Source organism: Agrobacterium sp. 22117, from assembly GCF_052045735.1.
Lineage (GTDB): Bacteria > Pseudomonadota > Alphaproteobacteria > Rhizobiales > Rhizobiaceae > Agrobacterium > Agrobacterium cavarae.
The window spans coordinates 550880-569302 of record NZ_JBQEPP010000002.1 but is presented as its reverse complement, the minus strand read 5'-3'; the positions used below and the strand labels follow the sequence as shown (position 1 = coordinate 569302).

The 18423-nt window shown below is 58.3% G+C and carries 18 protein-coding genes and 2 pseudogenes; 12 read left to right on the top strand and 8 right to left on the bottom strand.

The annotated features are described in order from the left end of the window. The first annotated feature begins 218 nt into the window (after positions 1-218). Together ACTJKV_RS07150 and ACTJKV_RS07145 are read left to right on the top strand one after the other, a co-directional pair. On the top strand, positions 219-1151 hold the full coding sequence (locus tag ACTJKV_RS07150) for a ribose-phosphate pyrophosphokinase (RefSeq protein WP_062426401.1): 933 nt from the start codon (positions 219-221) through the stop codon (positions 1149-1151). A 98-nt stretch (positions 1152-1249) separates the two neighbouring features. Then, the gene (locus ACTJKV_RS07145; RefSeq protein ID WP_274102274.1) at positions 1250-1525 is read left to right on the top strand and encodes a type II toxin-antitoxin system ParD family antitoxin; all 276 of its coding nucleotides are present in this window, start codon (positions 1250-1252) and stop codon (positions 1523-1525) included. 58 nt (positions 1526-1583) lie between these two features. On the opposite strand, the gene ACTJKV_RS07140 is transcribed toward ACTJKV_RS07145, so the two are convergent. From ACTJKV_RS07140 to ACTJKV_RS07130, 3 genes are all read right to left on the bottom strand, one after another. Beyond that, the gene (locus tag ACTJKV_RS07140) at positions 1584-2006 is read right to left on the bottom strand and encodes a hypothetical protein (protein ID WP_274102038.1); all 423 of its coding nucleotides are present in this window, start codon (positions 2004-2006) and stop codon (positions 1584-1586) included. 81 nt (positions 2007-2087) lie between these two features. Further along, positions 2088-2966: a phosphatase PAP2 family protein gene (locus ACTJKV_RS07135; protein ID WP_274102037.1), complete on the bottom strand. Its 879-nt coding sequence runs from the start codon at positions 2964-2966 to the stop codon at positions 2088-2090. Then, positions 2956-4470 carry an ArnT family glycosyltransferase gene (locus tag ACTJKV_RS07130; protein WP_440598568.1) on the bottom strand — a complete coding sequence of 505 codons (1515 nt, stop codon included), beginning with the start codon at positions 4468-4470 and terminating at the stop codon, positions 2956-2958. The genes ACTJKV_RS07135 and ACTJKV_RS07130 overlap by 11 nt, the downstream gene beginning before the upstream one ends. A 29-nt stretch (positions 4471-4499) precedes the next feature. Here ACTJKV_RS07130 and ACTJKV_RS07125 point away from each other — a divergent pair, with 29 nt between their 5' ends. Then, positions 4500-4730, top strand: a complete 231-nt coding sequence (locus ACTJKV_RS07125; RefSeq protein ID WP_274102035.1) for a hypothetical protein — start codon at positions 4500-4502, stop codon at positions 4728-4730. On the opposite strand, the gene exaC is transcribed toward ACTJKV_RS07125, so the two are convergent. Both exaC and ACTJKV_RS07115 read right to left on the bottom strand, forming a co-directional pair. After that, entirely contained in the window at positions 4700-6217 is a 1518-nt protein-coding gene (gene exaC / locus ACTJKV_RS07120) for an acetaldehyde dehydrogenase ExaC (RefSeq protein ID WP_274102033.1), read from the bottom strand. The genes ACTJKV_RS07125 and exaC overlap by 31 nt on opposite strands. A 159-nt stretch (positions 6218-6376) precedes the next feature. Continuing rightward, positions 6377-7336, bottom strand: coding sequence for a helix-turn-helix domain-containing protein (locus ACTJKV_RS07115; RefSeq protein ID WP_062598679.1), 960 nt, complete (start codon positions 7334-7336; stop codon positions 6377-6379). A gap of 281 nt (positions 7337-7617) precedes the next feature. Between ACTJKV_RS07115 and ACTJKV_RS07110 the strand changes: the two genes are divergently transcribed. From ACTJKV_RS07110 to ACTJKV_RS07070, 9 genes and pseudogenes are all read left to right on the top strand, one after another. Next, entirely contained in the window at positions 7618-8247 is a 630-nt protein-coding gene (locus ACTJKV_RS07110; protein WP_062426395.1) for a 50S ribosomal protein L25/general stress protein Ctc, read from the top strand. Between the two features lie 276 nt (positions 8248-8523). Then, on the top strand, positions 8524-10920 hold the full coding sequence (locus ACTJKV_RS07105; RefSeq protein WP_062440289.1) for a sensor domain-containing protein: 2397 nt from the start codon (positions 8524-8526) through the stop codon (positions 10918-10920). Positions 10921-10940: 20 nt separating this feature from the next. Beyond that, on the top strand, positions 10941-11669 hold the full coding sequence (locus ACTJKV_RS07100) for a substrate-binding periplasmic protein (RefSeq protein WP_274102032.1): 729 nt from the start codon (positions 10941-10943) through the stop codon (positions 11667-11669). A gap of 87 nt (positions 11670-11756) precedes the next feature. Further along, positions 11757-12473 (top strand): aminoacyl-tRNA hydrolase, encoded by a 717-nt coding sequence (pth, locus tag ACTJKV_RS07095; protein ID WP_274102031.1) that lies wholly within the window; start codon positions 11757-11759, stop codon positions 12471-12473. A 152-nt stretch (positions 12474-12625) separates the two neighbouring features. Further along, positions 12626-13246: an exopolysaccharide biosynthesis protein gene (locus ACTJKV_RS07090; protein ID WP_274102030.1), complete on the top strand. Its 621-nt coding sequence runs from the start codon at positions 12626-12628 to the stop codon at positions 13244-13246. 118 nt (positions 13247-13364) lie between these two features. After that, positions 13365-14468 (top strand): redox-regulated ATPase YchF, encoded by a 1104-nt coding sequence (gene ychF, locus ACTJKV_RS07085; protein ID WP_062426390.1) that lies wholly within the window; start codon positions 13365-13367, stop codon positions 14466-14468. Positions 14469-14835: 367 nt separating this feature from the next. Then, a complete protein-coding gene (locus tag ACTJKV_RS07080) occupies positions 14836-15291 on the top strand; it encodes a MaoC family dehydratase (protein WP_062426389.1) in 456 nt (151 codons plus the stop codon). After that, a complete protein-coding gene (locus tag ACTJKV_RS07075; RefSeq protein ID WP_113225195.1) occupies positions 15288-15755 on the top strand; it encodes a MaoC family dehydratase in 468 nt (155 codons plus the stop codon). Before ACTJKV_RS07080 ends, ACTJKV_RS07075 begins: the two co-directional genes overlap by 4 nt. Positions 15756-15785: 30 nt before the next feature. Further along, a pseudogene (locus ACTJKV_RS07070) lies at positions 15786-16154 on the top strand (class I SAM-dependent methyltransferase); the annotation flags it as partial. A gap of 266 nt (positions 16155-16420) precedes the next feature. Here ACTJKV_RS07070 and ACTJKV_RS07065 read toward each other — a convergent pair. The 3 genes and pseudogenes from ACTJKV_RS07065 to ACTJKV_RS07055 all read right to left on the bottom strand — a co-directional run bounded on the left by ACTJKV_RS07065 (position 16421) and on the right by ACTJKV_RS07055 (position 18423). Continuing rightward, positions 16421-16963 (bottom strand): adenine phosphoribosyltransferase, encoded by a 543-nt coding sequence (locus ACTJKV_RS07065; RefSeq protein ID WP_113225196.1) that lies wholly within the window; start codon positions 16961-16963, stop codon positions 16421-16423. Positions 16964-17048: 85 nt separating this feature from the next. Continuing rightward, positions 17049-17440: pseudogene (locus ACTJKV_RS07060) on the bottom strand (GFA family protein). A gap of 74 nt (positions 17441-17514) precedes the next feature. Beyond that, on the bottom strand, positions 17515-18423 hold the full coding sequence (locus ACTJKV_RS07055; RefSeq protein ID WP_274102273.1) for a cytochrome c1: 909 nt from the start codon (positions 18421-18423) through the stop codon (positions 17515-17517).

The window sequence follows — 18423 nt, the reverse complement described above, 5'->3', positions numbered from 1 at the left end:
GAAAACAGCCGAGTCACAAAGTTTTCACGAAAATCATGGGTAACGCGGTTCCGGCTATTGCATTCACAGGCAACAGCGCTATTAAGGCGCCCATGGCAAAACGGCATGTCCGGCGCCCTTCTGGGCCGGGTATTCCTTCCCGTTGAACGACGCAGTGGCCGCGGACAGACTTTAAAAATCCCGGGCTCAAGCGATGGCATGGAAAACAGGCGGCACCCATGAAGGTTTTCGCAGGCAATTCGAACCGGCATCTGGCCGAAGCGATCTGCAAGTATCTCAATGTTCCCCTGGGAAATGCCACAGTAAAACGGTTTGCGGACCAGGAAATCTTTGTAGAAATCGGTGAAAATGTACGCGGCGAGGACGTTTTCCTCGTCCAGTCCACATCCTTTCCCGCCAACGACCACCTGATGGAACTGCTGATCATGATCGACGCGATGCGTCGCTCCTCGGCAAAGCGCATTACCGCCGTTCTCCCCTATTTCGGCTACGCCCGTCAGGACCGCAAGGCCGGTCCAAGAACACCGATCTCGGCAAAGCTCGTTGCCAATCTCATTACCGAAGCCGGCGCCGATCGCGTCCTGACGCTCGATCTTCACGCCGGACAGATCCAGGGCTTCTTCGATATCCCGACGGACAACCTTTTCGCCGCACCGATTCTGGCCCGCGACGTCAAGGAACACTACGACACCAACAACGTCATGGTCGTTTCGCCGGACGTCGGCGGTGTTGTTCGCGCACGCGCGCTTGCCAAGCGTCTCGACTGTCTGCTCGCGATCGTCGACAAGCGTCGCGATCGCCCAGGCGAGTCGGAAGTCATGAACGTCATTGGTGACGTCTCCGGCAAAGACTGCATTCTGATCGACGACATCGTCGATTCCGGTGGTACGCTCTGCAACGCAGCCGAAGCGCTGCTGAAAAACGGCGCAACCAGCGTCACCGCCTACATCACCCACGGCGTTCTCTCCGGCGGCGCCGTCGCCCGCGTTGCATCCTCTAAGCTGCGCGAACTCGTCATCACCGACAGCATCCAGCCGACCACCGGCGTCCAGTCCGCGCACAACATCCGCGTGATCACCACCGCCACTCTGCTGGGCGAAGCGATCAACCGCACGGCGATGGAACAGTCGGTTTCGGGTCTCTTCGATTGATCTAGCTGCTCCTTCGCCTTCTACATCCGCCGTTGGAAACGAGTAGGACTCAATCCTATCTTGGTGTATTCTCCGATGGCGATATGAAGGTGATGACCATGCGCACAACACAGTCCCTCAGCATTACCCTACCATTGGACATGGCGGAAATGGTCAAAGCCAAGGTAGCGTCTGGTGAGTATGCGAGCGAAAGCGAAGTGATCCGCGATGGTTTGAGAACGCTCGCCGCGCAAGACGCGGCAGTGGACCGTTGGCTTCGGGATGAAGTCGTGGAGGCATACGATGCTCACAAATCAGATCCGACACGCGCCGTGCCGCTCAAGCAAGCAATGGGTCATGCACGCCGCATCGCAAAAGGTGTAGATGAAGTTTGATTGACGAGCAGTGCGCTTCGACCTTGAAGCCACGAGGCGATCTCGTGTGCACCGCGCCTCATATCGTCGGCGCTCTCCTTACTTGTTGTAGTAAGTCCTTGATTTCGATCTCTGTATTAACAGCAGAGCTCCAATTTTCCTGATCAAGACTTCCCTGTAATGTTGATGGCTGTTTATGACTTCTTCCACTAAATGCGGTGTTTCTCGCGATCATCTTATCAACCTGTGGATGAGAGCCATCATAGAGAAGGGCTTTTTCGAATTCTTCTGGAGTTGCCTTAGGCGGTTCGTTTAAAGGTTCTATCCGATAATTTGGCGAGTGCCCCTTCCCAGAAAGACCAATGCGGACGCAAGACGGCCCATACTTTTTTTGCGCCTTAATAAAATTGCCGTACATTGCGGGCAACCAATCAACAGGCTTGAACAGTAAGTTATGTTTTACTAAAAAGATCAGATCAGCGTCTCGCGGTAATTTTCCCACCCGAATCTCCTTAAATCATCCCGCAGATTGATCGGTTGTGGCACCGCAAGTCAACGTAATGGTAAGGGCTACCTCTCACCGCTACTTCGCGCCCATGCTCGAGAAATGCTGTGAAAACCTTGTCCATTCTCTCGCTGCGTAAGTTTGCATATAAATAGCTGCCCTGACAGTGTTCCGCAACACCGTCGTCAGCAACCGAAGTCCGCGGTTTTGCGCATCCAAAATGATTACTGAAACGTCCGCCACCACCGAGCGGACTGTGAAGACTTGCCGATGTTGCCCAATCGCGAGAACACGATAGAGGATAAGGGACGTCAGCGCGGCAAAAAGGATCGACATCGTTGTGTCGCTGAGGAAATGGCGTCCCGCAGCCATGCGCATCGCGGCCGTTGCGATGACCAGGAAAGCAGCGATCACCGTGCAGACGACCTTGCCGCTGCGTGACAGCTGCGGCCAGAGCAAGACGCACACCGGCAGGACGACGCTTGCAATCAGCGCCGCCTCGCCGGATGAAAAGGAACAGTTCTTGAAGCACTGATTGCTCAGCTGAAACGCCGGCGTAAATGTCTGGACCCCGCCGAATTCGATCACGCCGTCAGGCCTGGCGCGGCCAAGCCATGTCTTCAGGATACCATTGACCAGCAGCCCAGCGCAGGCCAGCGTGTTGCCCCAGATGAACGCCCAGACCCGCCAGCCGGTCTGTTGCGTGGTTCCGATCAGGATGTTGCCCAGGAAGATGAGGAATGTGACGACAGCAAACGCCTCCCCGCCGTGACGCAGCACATCTCTCCAGAACATGAAGTCCGGGCTGCGGCCCATCCAGTCACCAGCCTGCCCGTTGAAGAACAGGGAGGAAATTCTGAGGTCCAGGAAGGGGAAAGCCGCAAAGACGATGACGGCGCAAAGCGTTGCGATCGTCAGCCAGATGGTGAGCCGCATATGAAGGATGTCATGGTCCATGGTTCGCCCCCTCAAGGCAGGAGGCTGGGATCTTCCAAAGACCCACCGTGGCGCGTTCCATGAAGCCGGCGGTTGCCGCCCACTCGGCCTGCGGCGGCTCATCCTTCATGCAGGCGGGAAGCGAGTCGGCACGCGATAGGAGAAGCGCGTTCGCCGTCTCGCCTGGCTGCAGCGGATAGAGCAGCGCATAATGACTGGAGGGAGGCTCAGCACCCTCGTTCCATGCCCGTGGCACAATGTGGTGGTCGTCTCTCAACTGATAGAACATCTCCGCCAGGAAGGACCGGTCGGACGCAACGAGAACGTGAGCGTCCAGCCTTCTCGCATCTGCAATCGCTGTCGATACCAGAGCAGACCGTCCGAGATAGCGCTTCAGCGCCAGATCACCATTGGGAAGACGCAACTCCGTACCGAAGATGGTCAGCAGCGGCAGGATGATGGCAACGACAGTGTTGAGAATGAGCGACGCCCGCAGCCAATGCGGCCGTGCCGCAAGCCACGGCGTTGCAAGCAGGAGGCCTGCCGCATAGGCGCCGACGGCCCAGTTGGCGAAAGCGCGTGAGATCAGAGCCTGCGCTGTCATCAATAGGAGAAGTGGAATGCTGAGTGCGCACAGAGACCGCACTGTCGGCGTTCTCATGTCACGCAGGGCCATCAGCATGGCGATGAAAACGAAGGGGCCGACAACACCGGCCTGCGCCCCAAAGAAACCCAGCGCCGAGCCGATATTCAGGCCGGCAGCATTCCAGTGGGCGATCGAAACCGTGTGACGGGCAGTGGCAAAGTCATGCGCATAATTCCACCACAGATTGGGCGCGACAACGAGTGTGGCGACCGCTCCCGCGAGCAGAGCATGCGACCACCGAACCCGCCAATCCCTGTCCAGATAGGCCGCCAGCGGCACGAAGGGAAACAGAAAGGCCATGGCGTATTTCGACAGAAATCCAAGTCCGACAGCAAAGCCAAGCCCGATCGCCAGCATCAAGGCCAGCGGCCCGCCTTCAGTCCTTATGGCAGAAAGTTTACGCCACAGGATCAGCGAGACGACGATGAAAAGCAGCATCGGCGTATCGGTGGAAATCAACAGGCTGGAAAGCGAGACACCCGGCAGCGTGATGTAGATGATTGCCGCCAGCGCGCCGATCCGTGCATCGTAGATCATCCGCCCCAGATAGAACATCGCAGCCGCGGTCATCGCATGCAGGATGGGCGCCGCCAGACGGACGTCGAAAGTCCCCTCGCCGCCCATAAGCCAAGTGGTCAAGCGAATGACCCAGCCAATCAGCGGCGGTTTGGAATAGGCCCCGAAGGCCATCTCCCGGCTCCAAAGCCAGTATTGCGCCTCATCGACGAAGAGGTCTGTCCTGTCGAAGGCAAGACAGATGATGCGAAACAGGGTTACGCCAAGCACCGAGAAGACAGCAATGGCAAGCCAGCGCGAACGCTCCGTTTCCAGCCCGCCGATACGTTCCGCGCCGTGAAATTGTCCGGCAACACCGCTCATGATTGGCACCTACGGGCGGCGCGAGCGGAATGAAAAAAATAAAAAAAGAAAGGGCGCATATCGATCCACGCAACAATATCGTTGAGGATATGCGCCCGATTAATGACACTATTACGTCAACTCAGATCGCCTTGATACAAATGGCATCGGCGCACTTAAAAGACCTTATGCGAGCCATGGCCGGAGTCGGCACCGGCGGAAATACCGCCGGCACCGGGTTCGCACGACATCAGAAGAAGCCCAGCTTGTTCGGGCTGTAAGAGACCAGCAGGTTTTTGGTCTGCTGGTAGTGATCGAGCATCATCTTGTGGGTCTCGCGGCCAATACCCGACTGCTTGTAACCACCGAAAGCAGCACCTGCCGGATAGGCATGGTAGCAGTTGGTCCATACACGACCGGCTTCGATGCCACGACCTGCGCGATATGCCAGATTGGTATCGCGGCTCCAGACGCCTGCACCCAGGCCATAGACCGTGTCATTGGCGATTTCGATCGCCTCTTCCACCGTCTTGAAGGTGGTGACGGAAACGACGGGGCCGAAGATCTCCTCCTGGAAGACCCGCATCTTGTTGTTGCCTTCAAACACCGTCGGCTGGATGTAGAAGCCGTCCTTCAGATTGCCGGAGAGCGACTTCTTGTCGCCGCCGGTCAGCACCTTCGCGCCTTCCTTCTTGCCGATCTCGAGGTAGCTCATGATCTTGTCGAACTGTTCCTGAGATGCCTGTGCACCGATCATGGTGGAGGCATTCAGCGGATCGTCCTGGCTGATCGCCTCGACCCGCTTCAGGGCTTTTTCCATGAAGCGGTCATAGATCGATTCATGCACCAGTGCGCGGGATGGGCATGTGCAGACTTCGCCCTGGTTCAGCGCGAACATGGCAAAGCCTTCGAGCGCCTTGTCGAGGAAGGCATCATCCTCGTTCATCACATCGGCAAAGAACACGTTCGGCGACTTGCCGCCGAGTTCCAGCGTGATGTTGGTGACGTTATCCGCCGCATAGCGCATGATTTCCTTGCCGACCGAGGTCGAACCGGTAAAGGCGATCTTGGCGATGCGGTTGCTCTGCGCCAGCGGCTTGCCGGCTTCCATGCCAAGCCCGTTGACGATGTTGAGCACGCCAGGCGGCAGAAGATCCTCGATCAATTCCATGACAAGCAGGATGGAAGCGGGCGTCTGCTCGGCCGGCTTCAGCACCACGCAGTTGCCGGCGGCGAGTGCCGGCGCAAGCTTCCACGCAGCCATCAGGATCGGGAAATTCCAGGGAATGATCTGGCCGACGACACCGAGCGGCTCATGGAAATGATAGGCGACGGTATCATTGTCGATCTGGCCGATCGACCCTTCCTGCGCGCGAATGCAGCCTGCGAAATAACGGAAGTGATCGATGGTCAGCGGAATATCGGCATTGGTGGTTTCACGAAGCGGCTTGCCATTATCCCAGGTTTCTGCCCGGGCGATCAGATCGAGATTGTCCTCGATACGCTGAGCGATTTTGAGAAGAATATTGGAGCGTTCGGTGACGCTGGTGCGGCCCCAGGCTGCACGCGCCTTATGCGCGGCATCGAGGGCTGCTTCGATATCGCTGGCATCGGATCGCGGCACTTCACAGATCTTCTGCCCGGTAACGGGGGAGATATTGTCCATGTAGCGGCCGGACTTCGGCTCCACCCATTGGCCGCCGACATAGTTGCCGTATTTCAGTTTGAACGGGGTTTCTCCCGCTTTGTGCTGAACCTGGATGTTCATGTTTTCATCCTCCCTGATGAACAACGATCATTGGTTGATCGCGTGGAGAGAGGTTGTGCCTACAATCGGGCAAATCAAAGGGGCGGCAGGCCGTTCCGCAGTGCACAGTGTTTCACATCTGCGACAACGGCCAGGCCAATCAAGGCTTGCGCCTCCGTTTCAATGCACGGAGAGCTTCTTCATCTTGCGGTGGAGCGTCGCGCGGCTGATCCCCAGCAATTCGGACGCCTGCGTCACGTTGCCATTGGTGCGCGCCAGGACCCGTCTTAAAGCAGCGCGCTCGGCTTCCATCAAGTCGCTGCCTTTGTCATGCCGCTCTTCTTTGAGTGCGTCCGATGCGGGGATCCCTTGCGCTATCCGCGCATCATCGAGCCGCAGCGCCAGCCGTGCAGCGCGGGTCGCCCCCAGGATGATATCGTCCTGATCGACGGCCAGCAGCGACAGCATCGTCGATTGGCCAGGCGGCACGATCAGGATGCGGGCGCCTGGGAATGCGCGGCGGAACAGATTGCCCTCGATGCGCTGTGCGGCATCGCGCACGGTCTGCGTCACCATGGAAAAGGTCAGTTCGTTGATGTCGTCCCGGCAGGTGGAAATGTCGAGCGCGCCCGTCACCTGCCCCCGGTGGTCGCGGATCGGCGCTGTGGTGCAGGAGAGATTGATGTTGGAGCTGAAGAAATGCTGGTCGCGATAGACCACCGCCGGCCGCTCGTCGGCAAGTGCGGTGCCGATGCCATTGGTGCCTACACTCGCCTCGCTCCACAGCGCGCCGGACCAGAGCCCCGCCTTTCGAAAATCGTCATCATCGCCCGCAGCACCGCGTCGTTCCAGGGCAACGCCCTTGGCATCGGTCAGCAGCAGGCAACACCCTGCCCTGCCAACAGTGGAAAAGATGCGGTCGATTTCATCGGTGCTTTCGGCCAGAAGAGCAGATGCCTCGTCGCGCGCCCTGCGAAATTCCGCCTCGGACAGGAAGATCGGCTTGCGATTTTCCTCCGGCGCCAGATGATGCATCGTCATGCAGCGTCGCCAGGATGCGACGATCGGAGAACTTGCGGCAGCCGATGAACGGTTGGCGCTCTCATAGACATGATTGGCATGTGCGGCATCGTTCGACATAGGCTCCTCCCAAAGCTTCTGTTATCGTGCGCCGGTTGTGGCGATCTTTCAACGGTAAAATAGTCGCATGCGACCCCACATGAGGTCGCGATGCGTGGACCAGGTGTGATCCCATCGTAAAACCCCCGCGGTCTTGCGTTCAAGGCCGCTTTATACTATAGCGCGCGCATCCGTGTAGACACCCTTGGAGGCAACGCGGTCGGGTTGGCGCAAGCGCCGCCCCAGTTCTCGTCCGGCCAAGCCGGTTTGAACTCTCCATATAACCTCGAAAAGGAAATGCCATGAGCAAAGAAACTTATGAGCTCAAGGCCGAGGCGCGCGAACGAGTTGGTAAGGGGTCCTCTCGTGAACTTCGCCGCAACGGTTTGATTCCCGCTGTCATCTATGGTGACAAGCAGGCCCCGATTTCTATCGCGATTTCGACCAACGAAATCACCAAGCGCATCCACGGCGGCGGCTTCATGACGACGATCGCAACGATCGACGTCAACGGCCAGAAGTACAAGGTTCTGCCGAAGGACTACCAGCTTGACCCGGTTCGTGACTTCACGATGCACGTGGACTTCCTGCGCGTTTCGGCCAACTCGAACGTAACCGTCGAAATCCCGGTTCACTTCATCAATGAAGAGAAGTCCGAGATCAAGACCGGCGGCGTTCTGAACATCGTTCGCCACACCATCGAAGCCAACGTTCCTGCGGACCAGATCCCTGACGCCATCACCGTCGACCTCGAAGGTCTGAAGGTCGGCGACAGCGTTCACATCTCGCAGATCAAGCTGCCGAAGAGCGTGGTTCCGACGATCACCGATCGCGACTTCACCGTTGCAACGATCGTTCCGCCGGTTGTCGACGTTGTTGAAGACGAAGCACCTGCTGCTGAAGAAGCAGAAGGCGAAGACAAGTCCGAATAAGACCTGTTTGGTTTTTCTTGAAGAGGCCCCGTATCGAAAGATGCGGGGCCTTTTTGCATGTTGGTTCATCCGCACGACGACGCTGCCCGCGCCATCTGACGCGCTTCGAATGCCATCACTCAATTCAAGAATGATTAAGCATTCTGCGAAACGATACCTCAAAGCTTTGGTTCTACAACCGCAGCTGGAAAAGGCTCTCGAGCAATCGAAAACGCCCTCACGGCGCTTGGGCCTTTACCGCATGGACGGGAGTTTTTGAGGATCAAGAGAGGGCAGATGACCCATTCGGTAGAAAGGCGATTTCTGGTGATCATATCCGGCGCGTTGCTGGCTATCGTCGCGCCGCTTTTTACGATTTTGCTCAGCCTGTCCTACAATGCCGCGATCTCCAGCCAGGCCGACCGGCTCGAAATTCTCATCGTCGCCAACGCGCAGGCTCTCGGCCGCCCCCTTTGGGATCTGGATGACGAAAGCATCAACCAGATTACCGGCACGCTCATTAACGATCCTGCGATCTACATGGTCCGGGTCAAGGACAGTTTCGGCCAGCTCGACGTCACTCAGACATCAAGCGCCCCCAGAAGCGACGACATGTCGTCGCTTAGCCGTGACATCTACTACAAGAACCTCGACGGCGAAACCAAGGTCGGGACGATCAAGATCATCTTCCGTGATGTCGGCGTCTTCTCATCGCTGAACGGCATCGAGCTTTCCTTCCTGTCGATCTTCATTCTGGCGATCTTGACGGTGTTTGGCGCCGCCATCGTCGGCAACCGGATGATGATCATGCGCCCGCTTCTGCGGCTGACGGCCGCCATCGAGGCAACTCGCAGGCTGGGCTCGCGCCACCATGTCGACTGGCGCTCGCGCGACGAAATGGGACGGCTGGCTCTCAGCTTCAACGAAATGCAGACGCAGCTCGAACGGGAAGAGCACGAGCTCAAGCGTGCCCATCGGCGCACGACGGAAATCTACAACCGCACCCCGGCCATGCTGTTTTCACTCGATCCCGAAAATCGCGTCGCAGCGGTGAGCGATTATTGGGTGAAGGCAACCGGCTATAGTCGCGAGGATTCCCTTGGCTGCGCCTTTGAAGCCTTCCTCCATCCGGACGATCGCGAAAGTTTCCGCCAGCGCCATCAAAACCGCCCATCCGACCATACCGATGAATCCTACGCGGCTGAGCTCACCGTCCGCTTCATCTGCGCCGATGGGCGTTCGATGGATGTGCTGATTGCCGAGAAGACGCTGCAAACCGGCATCGAGGAGACCAGCGCAGATGTACTGAGCGTGATGACGGACGTCACCGAGCTTCGTCAGTCGGAACAGCGCAACGGCCTCCAGGCCATTTCCGACCACCTGACCGGGCTTTTGAACCGCCAGGGTTTCGAAGCCATGCTGGACCAGAAGATACTGCATGCCGATGCGGCTCAGACGAAACTTGCCTGCCTGTTCATCGATCTCGATCGCTTCAAGGGCATCAACGACAATTTCGGCCATGCCGCAGGCGATGCGGTTCTGAAACAATTCGTTGGTCGCCTGAAAGGCGTTCTCAATCCGCTCGACTCCGCGTCGCGGCTTGGTGGCGATGAGTTTGCCCTATTGCTTGCGGGGTCGGACGCGGAAGAGCGATCGCTGAAAATCTGCGAGAAGATCGGCGCGATGTTCAACGACCCCTTCATTTTCCATGGTCAAAGCATTCGTCTCAGCGCCAGCATCGGTCTTGCCATCTATCCGGAACATGCCCGCAGCGCCTCGGAACTGCTGCAACACTCCGATCTTGCCATGTATACCAAGAAGCGGGCCGGAAAGAATGGCGCCCAGATCTTCGACGCCACGATCATGAACGAAGCGCGCCAGCGGGCAGAGATCGAGCAGGAAATCGAGCAGGCCATCGAGGAAGACTGGCTTGAGGCACACTTCCAGCCCATTCTCAACTTGCAGACCGGCGTGACCTGCGGCTTCGAAGCCCTGATGCGTTTGAACCATCCGCGCAAGGGCATTCTGCCGCCCGGCCCGATCATCGGCGTGGCGGAAGAAAATGGCAGCATCAAGCGCCTCGGTAACCGCGTACTCGAGCATTCCATCCGCAACCTCGCGGAAATCTCAACCGTTCCCGGCCTCGAAAAGGCCTATGTCGCCGTCAACTTCTCCGCCCAGCAGTTTGAGGCCGGTCTACCGACGCGCATCGCTGGCCTGCTGCACCACCACGGCATCGTTCCGCAGCGCCTTGTGGTGGAGATCACCGAAGCCGTGATGATGCATGACGACCCGCAGGTGCGCGCCGTCTTGAATGCCATCAGCCTGCTTGGATGCCGCATTGCGCTCGACGATTTCGGCACAGGCTATTCGTCGCTGAGCTACCTCAACCGCTTCCCCGTCGATATCGTCAAGATCGACCAGTCCTTTACGCGCTCCATCAGCAAGGATGCGCCCGACATCAGCAAGAAAAGCCGGATGCTGGTGGAAGGCATCAGCGCGATCTCCCACAAGATGAACTGCCTCGTCATTGCCGAAGGGATCGAGACGGAAGAGCAGAAGACGATGCTGCAAGAGATCGGCGTGGATTGCGGGCAGGGCTATTTGTTTTCCAGACCGCGCGCGATACAGTCTCTGATCGAAACCTATCAGGTTCCGCTGGAGGATGGAAAAAGGCTGAAAGCCGCGCAATAAACGCTGTGGGAGGGGTAGCAGTGTTACGAGCAATTCTCTTATCGATTGGTCTGTCGACCTGCTTGCTGGCCGCGACATCGGCCAGTGCCGAAAAACTGTTTCTATCGACGGAATATTATCCGCCTTACAATCTGCGCGACGCCGATGGACAGCCAAGCGGCGTCTACTGGGATCAGTTGAAGATCATTCTGGAACGAACCGGCACGCAGTATGAAGCGACCGTCATGCCTTGGGCGCGCGCCATCAAATTGGCCGAGACCGCACCCATGCACTGCGTCTTTGCCGCGGCCCGCACCGCCGAGCGCGAGCCCCGCTTCAAATGGGTTTCCCCCATCCACACGGATCGCAATGTTCTGGTTGCGCGTCAGGGCCACGTCATGAACATCAAGACGCTCGAGGATGCCAAGGAATATACCGTCGGAACACAGCGCAACGACTACACCGAAGGCCTGCTCCGCTCGATGAATTTTCCACGGATCGACATCAGCGCCGATTTTAACAATACGCTCTCAAAGCTCGCCGCCGGTCGCATCGACCTGATGCCCATGTCGGAAAGCGCGCTGAAGAACCTCCCCCAGAAAGACTTTGAGGAGGTCATCACCTTCAGCCGGCAGAGGCTTGGTATGGCCTGCCACAAAAGTGTGCCGGACAGCCTGATCGAGAAGATGCAGAAGGTGCTGGACGATCTGATTGCCGATGGTACCCAGCGGCGCATTTACGAAAAATACGGTCTGATCATCAGCGACTAACAGTTAGCGCGCCCACAAAAAAGTTGACACCCGCGGCGTTTCGCGTTGGTGAAGTGTATCGATTTTGAGTGAAGCGGAATTTCGTCCATGATCATCATTGCAGGCCTCGGCAACCCCGGCAATCAATATGCGGGCAACCGTCACAACATTGGCTTCATGGCTGTCGATGCCCTGCAACGCCTGCCCTCCTTCACGCCGTGGTCGAGAAAGTTCAAGGCGGAAATCTCAGAAGGTGAGATCGCCGGTGAGAAGATCCTGCTGATGAAGCCGCTGACCTTCATGAACCTGTCGGGTGAATCGGTCGGCGAAGCCATGCGCTTCTACAAGCTGGCCCCTGGCGACATCATCGCCATTCACGATGAGCTGGACCTGCCCGCCGGCCGCGCGCGCATCAAGACCGGTGGCGGACATGGTGGCCATAACGGTTTGAAATCACTCGACGCCCATTGCGGCAAGGAGTATCGCCGCCTGCGCCTCGGCATCGGCCACCCGGGAGACAAGGACCGCGTGCATGGTCATGTGCTCGGCGATTTCGCCAAGGCCGACAAGGCATGGCTCGACCCGCTGCTCGACGCCATCGCCGACAACGCCGCCATGCTGGTGAAGGGTGAAGACTCCCAGCTTATGAATAAGTTGGCGCTTGCGACCGGCGCGAAGGCCGAAGTCGAAAAGCCCATCCAAGCGGCAAAACCGGCGGCGCAGTCGCACATCCATCAGGCGCGGAACCACGCCCAGCCGAAAAAGCTGCCGGAGACTGGCCCCATGGCCGAGATGCTGAAGAGGATGTTCGGCAAGAAGGACTGACAACAAAAGTCGTCACCGGCTTTAGCCTGATCAGACGACAGGCCACGCAGGATTGGGGATATGGCGCCTTGAAACACGGCGCGACCTCCCCATCTCTTTGCGCATGACCAATATCGGCCATTTGATTGTGATCTTCCCGAATTGGGCGCTCCATGGATAAGGAAGCGCCGCATCAAAGCATGGCGGCAGCGCTGAAGCGCCTGCCGCACGACCTCCCAGAACGTGTCACGCTCGACTGTCTGCTGGACCGGCTGGGCGACAAGGCGATCGCCTTCGTGCTGCTGGTCTTTGCCATTCCCGCGATCATTCCGACGCCGGGTATTCCGGCTGGCATGATCTTCGGCACCGCATTGGCGATCCTGTCGCTGCAGATGATGTTTCGAGCACGCAGGCTTGTTCTGCCTGGTGTCCTGGGTCGTCTCTCCATCTCGCGCTCGATCATCGAACTCACGGCAGACAAGGCAGCACCCCGGCTGGAGAAGCTGGAAGCGCTGCTGAAACCACGCGGGCACATGCTGGCACGCTTTGCCGGACCGGCCTTCATCGGTATCGTGATTTTTATGATGGCCGTGATCATTGCACTCCCGATCCCGTTCGGCAATACGCTCCCCGGCATCACGGTGCTGATCATCGCCCTGGCGCTGGCGCAACGCGATGACCTTGCGCTTCTCGGCGGACTGGTTCTGGCCGTCGTCTCGGTGCTCTTCTCCATCGGCATCGTCTATGGTGGCTGGGCGCTGATATCCGCGTGGTTCGGCTTCGGACAGCCTTAAGCCTAGTCGCAAAAGGGCGGATTTCTCGCCCTTTGCTGCAACAAGACTTGACCTTGCTCCGGCGTTTCCGCAAAAGGCTCGCAATCGGAAATTCAAAAGTCAAAGACAGGTTTAAGCCATGGGCTTCAAATGCGGTATCGTCGGCCTGCCGAATGTCGGCAAGTCTACCCTCTTCAACGCGCTGACAAAAACGGCAGCAGCACAGGCGGCAAACTATCCCTTCTGCACCATCGAGCCGAACACCGGTGAAGTCGCCGTGCCGGATGCCCGCATGCGCGTTCTGGCCGACATTGCCGGCTCGAAGGAAATCATCCCGACCCGCATCTCATTCGTCGATATCGCCGGTCTCGTGCGCGGCGCATCGAAGGGCGAAGGCCTCGGCAACAAGTTCCTGGCCAACATCCGCGAAGTGGACGCCGTCGTTCACGTGCTGCGCTGCTTTGAAGATGACGACATTACCCATGTCGAAGGCCGCATCAACCCGGTCGGCGATGCCGACACGATCGAAACCGAGCTGATGCTTGCCGATCTGGAAAGCCTGGAGCGCCGCGTCGAACAGACCCGCAAGCGCGCCACGTCCAAGGACAAGGAATCGCTCGCGCAATTGCCGGTCATGGAAGCGGTCATCAAGCTTCTCAACGAAGGCAAGCCTGCCCGCCTTCTGCTGAAGACGCTGGCAGCCGATGAGATCGAAGTCCTCAAGGGCCTGAACCTTCTGACCTCGCATCCAGTCCTCTACGTCTGCAACGTGGCGGAAGCCGATGCCGTCGATGGCAACGAACACACCAAGGCCGTTGCCGAAATGGCAAAGGCGCAAGGTGCCGAATGCGTCATCATTTCCGCAGCGATCGAATCCGAAGTTGCACAGCTGCCGGAAGACGAATCCAAGGAATTCCTGTCGGCACTCGGCCTTGAAGAGGCTGGCCTCGACCGGCTGATCCGCGCCGGTTACCACCTCCTCGATCTCATCACCTACTTCACCGTAGGCCCGAAGGAATGCCGCGCCTGGACCATCGTTCGCGGCACCAAGGCCCCGCAGGCCGCAGGCGTCATCCACACCGATTTCGAGCGCGGCTTCATCCGCGCCTTCACCATCGGCTATGACGACTACGTCGCCTATAAGGGCGAAGTCGGCGCCAAGGAAGCTGGCAAGGGCCGCGATGAAGGCAAGGAGTATGTCGTTCAGGACGGCGACGTCATCCACTTCCGCTTCAACACCTGATCGAGTCTCGCCGCAGGTGGCGAAACACCTGCGGCGCTCGGACGGCCGCAAAAGTTCCTGCCGTCCTCTGCGTCACCCGCGCTTTAATCGAGGCTTGTGTGGGTAGCGCTCGACAGAAGCGCACTTGCCCGTGAGAGGAAGCATCATTTACAGCTTCTCATGCGGGGCGCCTCAGCGCCTCTCACCCATCATCGATTTTCATTAACCCGTAACCGATCTGACCTTTACGTAAAGGGAACATTTGCGTTAGCTTGCAGTCGGAACGTGTTTGGAAACCTGACGCAAAGGTGCGCGACATGCATCGCGAAATCGACCTGTCGGGGTGTCCAGACCGGCTCTGAGCATCACGGGACGGAGGAGTAAGCTCGTGAAATACAGTTTCGACGATTTTGCGCCCGGGCGCAGCTTTCCGCTTGGGCCAAAAACGGTGACGGCGGAAGAGATCATTGAATTCGCAATGGAATTCGATCCGCAGCCCATGCATCTTTCGGAAGAAGCCGGCAAGGCCAGCATTCTGGGCGGCCTCGCCGCCTCCGGTTGGCACACATGCGGCATGCTGATGCGCATGACGGTAGATAGCTACATCGGTCAATCGAGCGCCCACGCCGGACTTGGCGTTGATTTTGTCGAATGGAAGAAGCCGGTTCTGGCGGGCGACACGTTGACGGGCTCCTCGACGGTTGTCGAACGTCGCGTGTCGAAATCCAGGCCTGACCGGGGCGTCGTCAAGCTCCGTCATGAACTGCAAAATCAGCACGGCGACACGGTCTGCATTGTCGAATTGAATGCCATGCTGGCGACATCGGCGGAGGCGACGCCATGAAGTTCACCGAACTTTACCCCGTGGGCCACAAACTCGAACTCGGAACGGTCCACTTCTCGGCCGAGTCGATCATTCGCTATGCCGAAAAATTCGATCCGCAGCCATTCCACCTGAGTGAAGAAGGGGCAAAGAACTCCGTTTTCGAAGGTCTTTGTGCCTCCGGCTGGCAGACAAGCGCATCTTGGATGAAGTGTTTCCTGAATTACTGGACGAGGGAAGTGAAGCGGCTGACGAGCGAAGGCATTGAACCACCGAAGCTCGGTCCCTCCCCGGGCATCGCCAACCTCAAATGGTTGCACCCGGTCTATGCCGGCGACGACGTAACCTATTTCGCCACCCTTCTCGCTACCCGCCCCCTCGCCTCGCGGCCCGGCCTGCTGCTGAACACGACGCTGAACGAAGGCGTCAACCAGCATGGCGAGCTCGTGGTCACGTTTGAAAGCAAGGTGCTGGAGTTCGAGTGAAGGTAACGCAGCAGGCAGGATCACCGGCGGATGACAGATGTTCTGAAAGGCTACGCAGAGGCAGCGACCCCCGAACTCATATCTCGCTTCGATAGTTTGGACTGCCGCGAGGTCTACGCGCCCGTTTTGGATTTACTGCCCATCCGTCCTGTCAGGATTGCTGATATCGGTGCCGGAACCGGTCGCGATGCCGCCTGGTTCGCGAGCCAAGGCCACGAAGTATTGGCGGTGGAGCCTGTCAGTGAACTGCGCGAGCCTGGCATGCGCCTGCATCCATCCGAGAGAATCAGATGGCTTAGTGACCGCTTGCCAGCTCTCAATAAAACCCTCGCCTACGCGCCCTTCAATCTCATCACGCTGTGCGGAGTATGGCACCATATCGAAATCGAACAACGCCAGCGCGCCTTGGAAGTCCTGACGCGCATGATGGAAGAAGGCGGGCTGCTGATTATGTCTCTACGGCATGGTCCGTCGCCGGCAGGACGCCCATCCTACCCAATCCGTCCTGACGAAGCCATCGCCCAGGCGGAGAAGGCAGGGCTTGGCCTAATCAGGGCCTTGGAAACCGATTCGATTCAAGCAGGCAATCGAGCTTCAGGTGTTACTTGGACCTGGATCGTCCTGAAAAAATCCATACCAAAACCTAAGCAGTCGCCTCCTCAGGATCAGTGCCCGGAGAACTCCACGAGCGTCCGCACCTCGACGCCGAGTTCTTCCAGCTTCTTGCGACCGCCAAGATCGGGAAGGTCGATGACGAAGCATGCCGAGACGATCTCGGCGCCCATCTGCCGCAATAGCTTCACGGCACCCTCGGCCGTTCCGCCGGTTGCAATTAGGTCATCCACCAGAATGACTTTCTCGCCCGGCTGGACCGCATCCACATGCATTTCCATCTCGTCGACGCCATATTCGAGGCTATAGGCAACACGCACCGTTGTGTGCGGCAGCTTGCCCTTCTTGCGGATCGGCACGAAGCCGGTGGAAAGCTGGTGCGCCATGGCGCCGCCCAGAATGAAGCCACGCGCTTCGATGCCGGCGATCTTGTCGACCTTGGTGCCCGCATAGGGATTGACGAGTTCATCCACGGCGCGGCGGAAGGCACGCGGATTGCCGAGAAGCGTGGTGATGTCGCGAAAGATGATGCCGGGCTTCGGATAGTCGTTGATGGAGCGAATGGCGTCAGCAAGTTCCGAGGCAATAGCGGTCATGATATGTCCAGTTGATGTGGCAGATTGGAAAGTTGCCGTACCTTATCAAGTTGATGTCGGCGAACCAACGAAAAAGGCACGGCCCTTATTCGCCCGTCGTCATGCTCGGCATTTTGGCCCATACCGGGCAGACATCTTCGAAAGAATGGGTGTGAGGCCGTAACGCCTCATCCTCACGATCGTCAAAACTTGCCCAGACAAGCGCAACGACAGGCTCATCGTCGATTGCGCCCAGCGTGCTGCCGCAGGCGGCGCAAAAGGCACGGCTGGAGTAATCGGAGGAACGATAGGTCGATGGCGCACCGCCGGACCCGATCCAGAGACATCGTCCGCGTTGAACTCCACCCAGGTGAGGCTGGTCGCACCGGAGTGCCGCTGGCAGATCTCGCAGGAGCACGTGTGAGCATTGCGCGGCACGGCCCTGGTTTCAAAGCGGATCGAGCCACACAAACATCCACCGGTTCGGATTCTCGTCATCGAGCGCTCCCACGCGTCACAAAAAAAGCCCCGCGGGTGACCGCGGGGCTCTTACGCAGATCATGCGAAAGCTATCAGTGCTCTTTTCGCGAATAAACCGACTTCTTCGTGAGGTAGATCAGCACCGTGAAGATGAACAGGAATATCATCACCATGAAGCCCGTGCGCTTACGCTGTTCCAGATGGGGCTCGGCAGCCCACATCAGGAAGGCCGAGATGTCTCTGGAATATTGCTCCAGCGTCTGGGGCGTACCATCATCGTAGGTCACCTGATCGTTGCTGATGGGCGGAGCCATTTTCAACGATGTAGCGCTGCCGAAATACGGATTGAAGTGCGTGCCTTCCGGAACCTTGTAGTCCGTACCATCCGGGTTCTTGATGCCGGGCGGCGGCTCCTGATATCCCGTCAGTAGCGCGTGGATGTAATCCGGGCCACCTTCCTGATAACCGCCGACGATCGGAATCATGTCGATGATGAACTGCGGGAAACCGCGTTCAACACCGCGTGCCTTGGCAAGCAGCGACATGTCCGGAGGGGCAGCGCCGCCATTGGAGGCAGCCGCCGCTTCCTTGTTCGGATATGGCGACGGGAAGTGGTCGGAAGGCACGGCCTTGCGGGTGAACATTTCACCGTCGGCATTCGGACCGTCCTGCACTTCATATTCCGCAGCGAAAGCCTTGACCTGATCTTCCGAGTAACCGAGGCCCTCAAGCGTACGGAAGGAAACCAGGCTCATGGAGTGGCAGGCGGAACAGACTTCCTTGTAGATCTTCAGGCCGCGCTGCAACTGACCCTTGTCATATTTGCCGAAGGGACCGGCAAAGGACCACGTCTCCTCATGCGGCTTCAGGATGGGGAAGTGCCCGCCTGCAATCGCATGGGTCGCCTTCGACGCGAGATCGTCATGGCCTTCTTCTGCCACGGCGGCGGTAAACCCGCCGAGAGCGGCCATGAGCGCGATGCCCGTTACAAGCTTCTTCAT

What these genes read in the sequence shown, in the direction of transcription:
- ACTJKV_RS07055 (WP_274102273.1), bottom strand. Translation starts at nt 18,423, where the DNA reads ATGAAGAAGCTTGTAACGGGCATCGCGCTCATGGCCGCTCTCGGCGGG.
- ACTJKV_RS07150 (WP_062426401.1), top strand. Translation starts at nt 219, where the DNA reads ATGAAGGTTTTCGCAGGCAATTCGAACCGGCATCTGGCCGAAGCGATC.
- ACTJKV_RS07090 (WP_274102030.1), top strand. Translation starts at nt 12,626, where the DNA reads ATGGATAAGGAAGCGCCGCATCAAAGCATGGCGGCAGCGCTGAAGCGC.
- ACTJKV_RS07105 (WP_062440289.1), top strand. Translation starts at nt 8,524, where the DNA reads ATGACCCATTCGGTAGAAAGGCGATTTCTGGTGATCATATCCGGCGCG.
- ACTJKV_RS07125 (WP_274102035.1), top strand. Translation starts at nt 4,500, where the DNA reads ATGAAAAAAATAAAAAAAGAAAGGGCGCATATCGATCCACGCAACAAT.
- ychF (WP_062426390.1), top strand. Translation starts at nt 13,365, where the DNA reads ATGGGCTTCAAATGCGGTATCGTCGGCCTGCCGAATGTCGGCAAGTCT.
- ACTJKV_RS07065 (WP_113225196.1), bottom strand. Translation starts at nt 16,963, where the DNA reads ATGACCGCTATTGCCTCGGAACTTGCTGACGCCATTCGCTCCATCAAC.
- ACTJKV_RS07115 (WP_062598679.1), bottom strand. Translation starts at nt 7,336, where the DNA reads ATGTCGAACGATGCCGCACATGCCAATCATGTCTATGAGAGCGCCAAC.
- ACTJKV_RS07130 (WP_440598568.1), bottom strand. Translation starts at nt 4,470, where the DNA reads ATGAGCGGTGTTGCCGGACAATTTCACGGCGCGGAACGTATCGGCGGG.
- exaC (WP_274102033.1), bottom strand. Translation starts at nt 6,217, where the DNA reads ATGAACATCCAGGTTCAGCACAAAGCGGGAGAAACCCCGTTCAAACTG.
- ACTJKV_RS07145 (WP_274102274.1), top strand. Translation starts at nt 1,250, where the DNA reads ATGCGCACAACACAGTCCCTCAGCATTACCCTACCATTGGACATGGCG.
- ACTJKV_RS07110 (WP_062426395.1), top strand. Translation starts at nt 7,618, where the DNA reads ATGAGCAAAGAAACTTATGAGCTCAAGGCCGAGGCGCGCGAACGAGTT.
- pth (WP_274102031.1), top strand. Translation starts at nt 11,757, where the DNA reads ATGATCATCATTGCAGGCCTCGGCAACCCCGGCAATCAATATGCGGGC.
- ACTJKV_RS07135 (WP_274102037.1), bottom strand. Translation starts at nt 2,966, where the DNA reads ATGGACCATGACATCCTTCATATGCGGCTCACCATCTGGCTGACGATC.
- ACTJKV_RS07075 (WP_113225195.1), top strand. Translation starts at nt 15,288, where the DNA reads ATGAAGTTCACCGAACTTTACCCCGTGGGCCACAAACTCGAACTCGGA.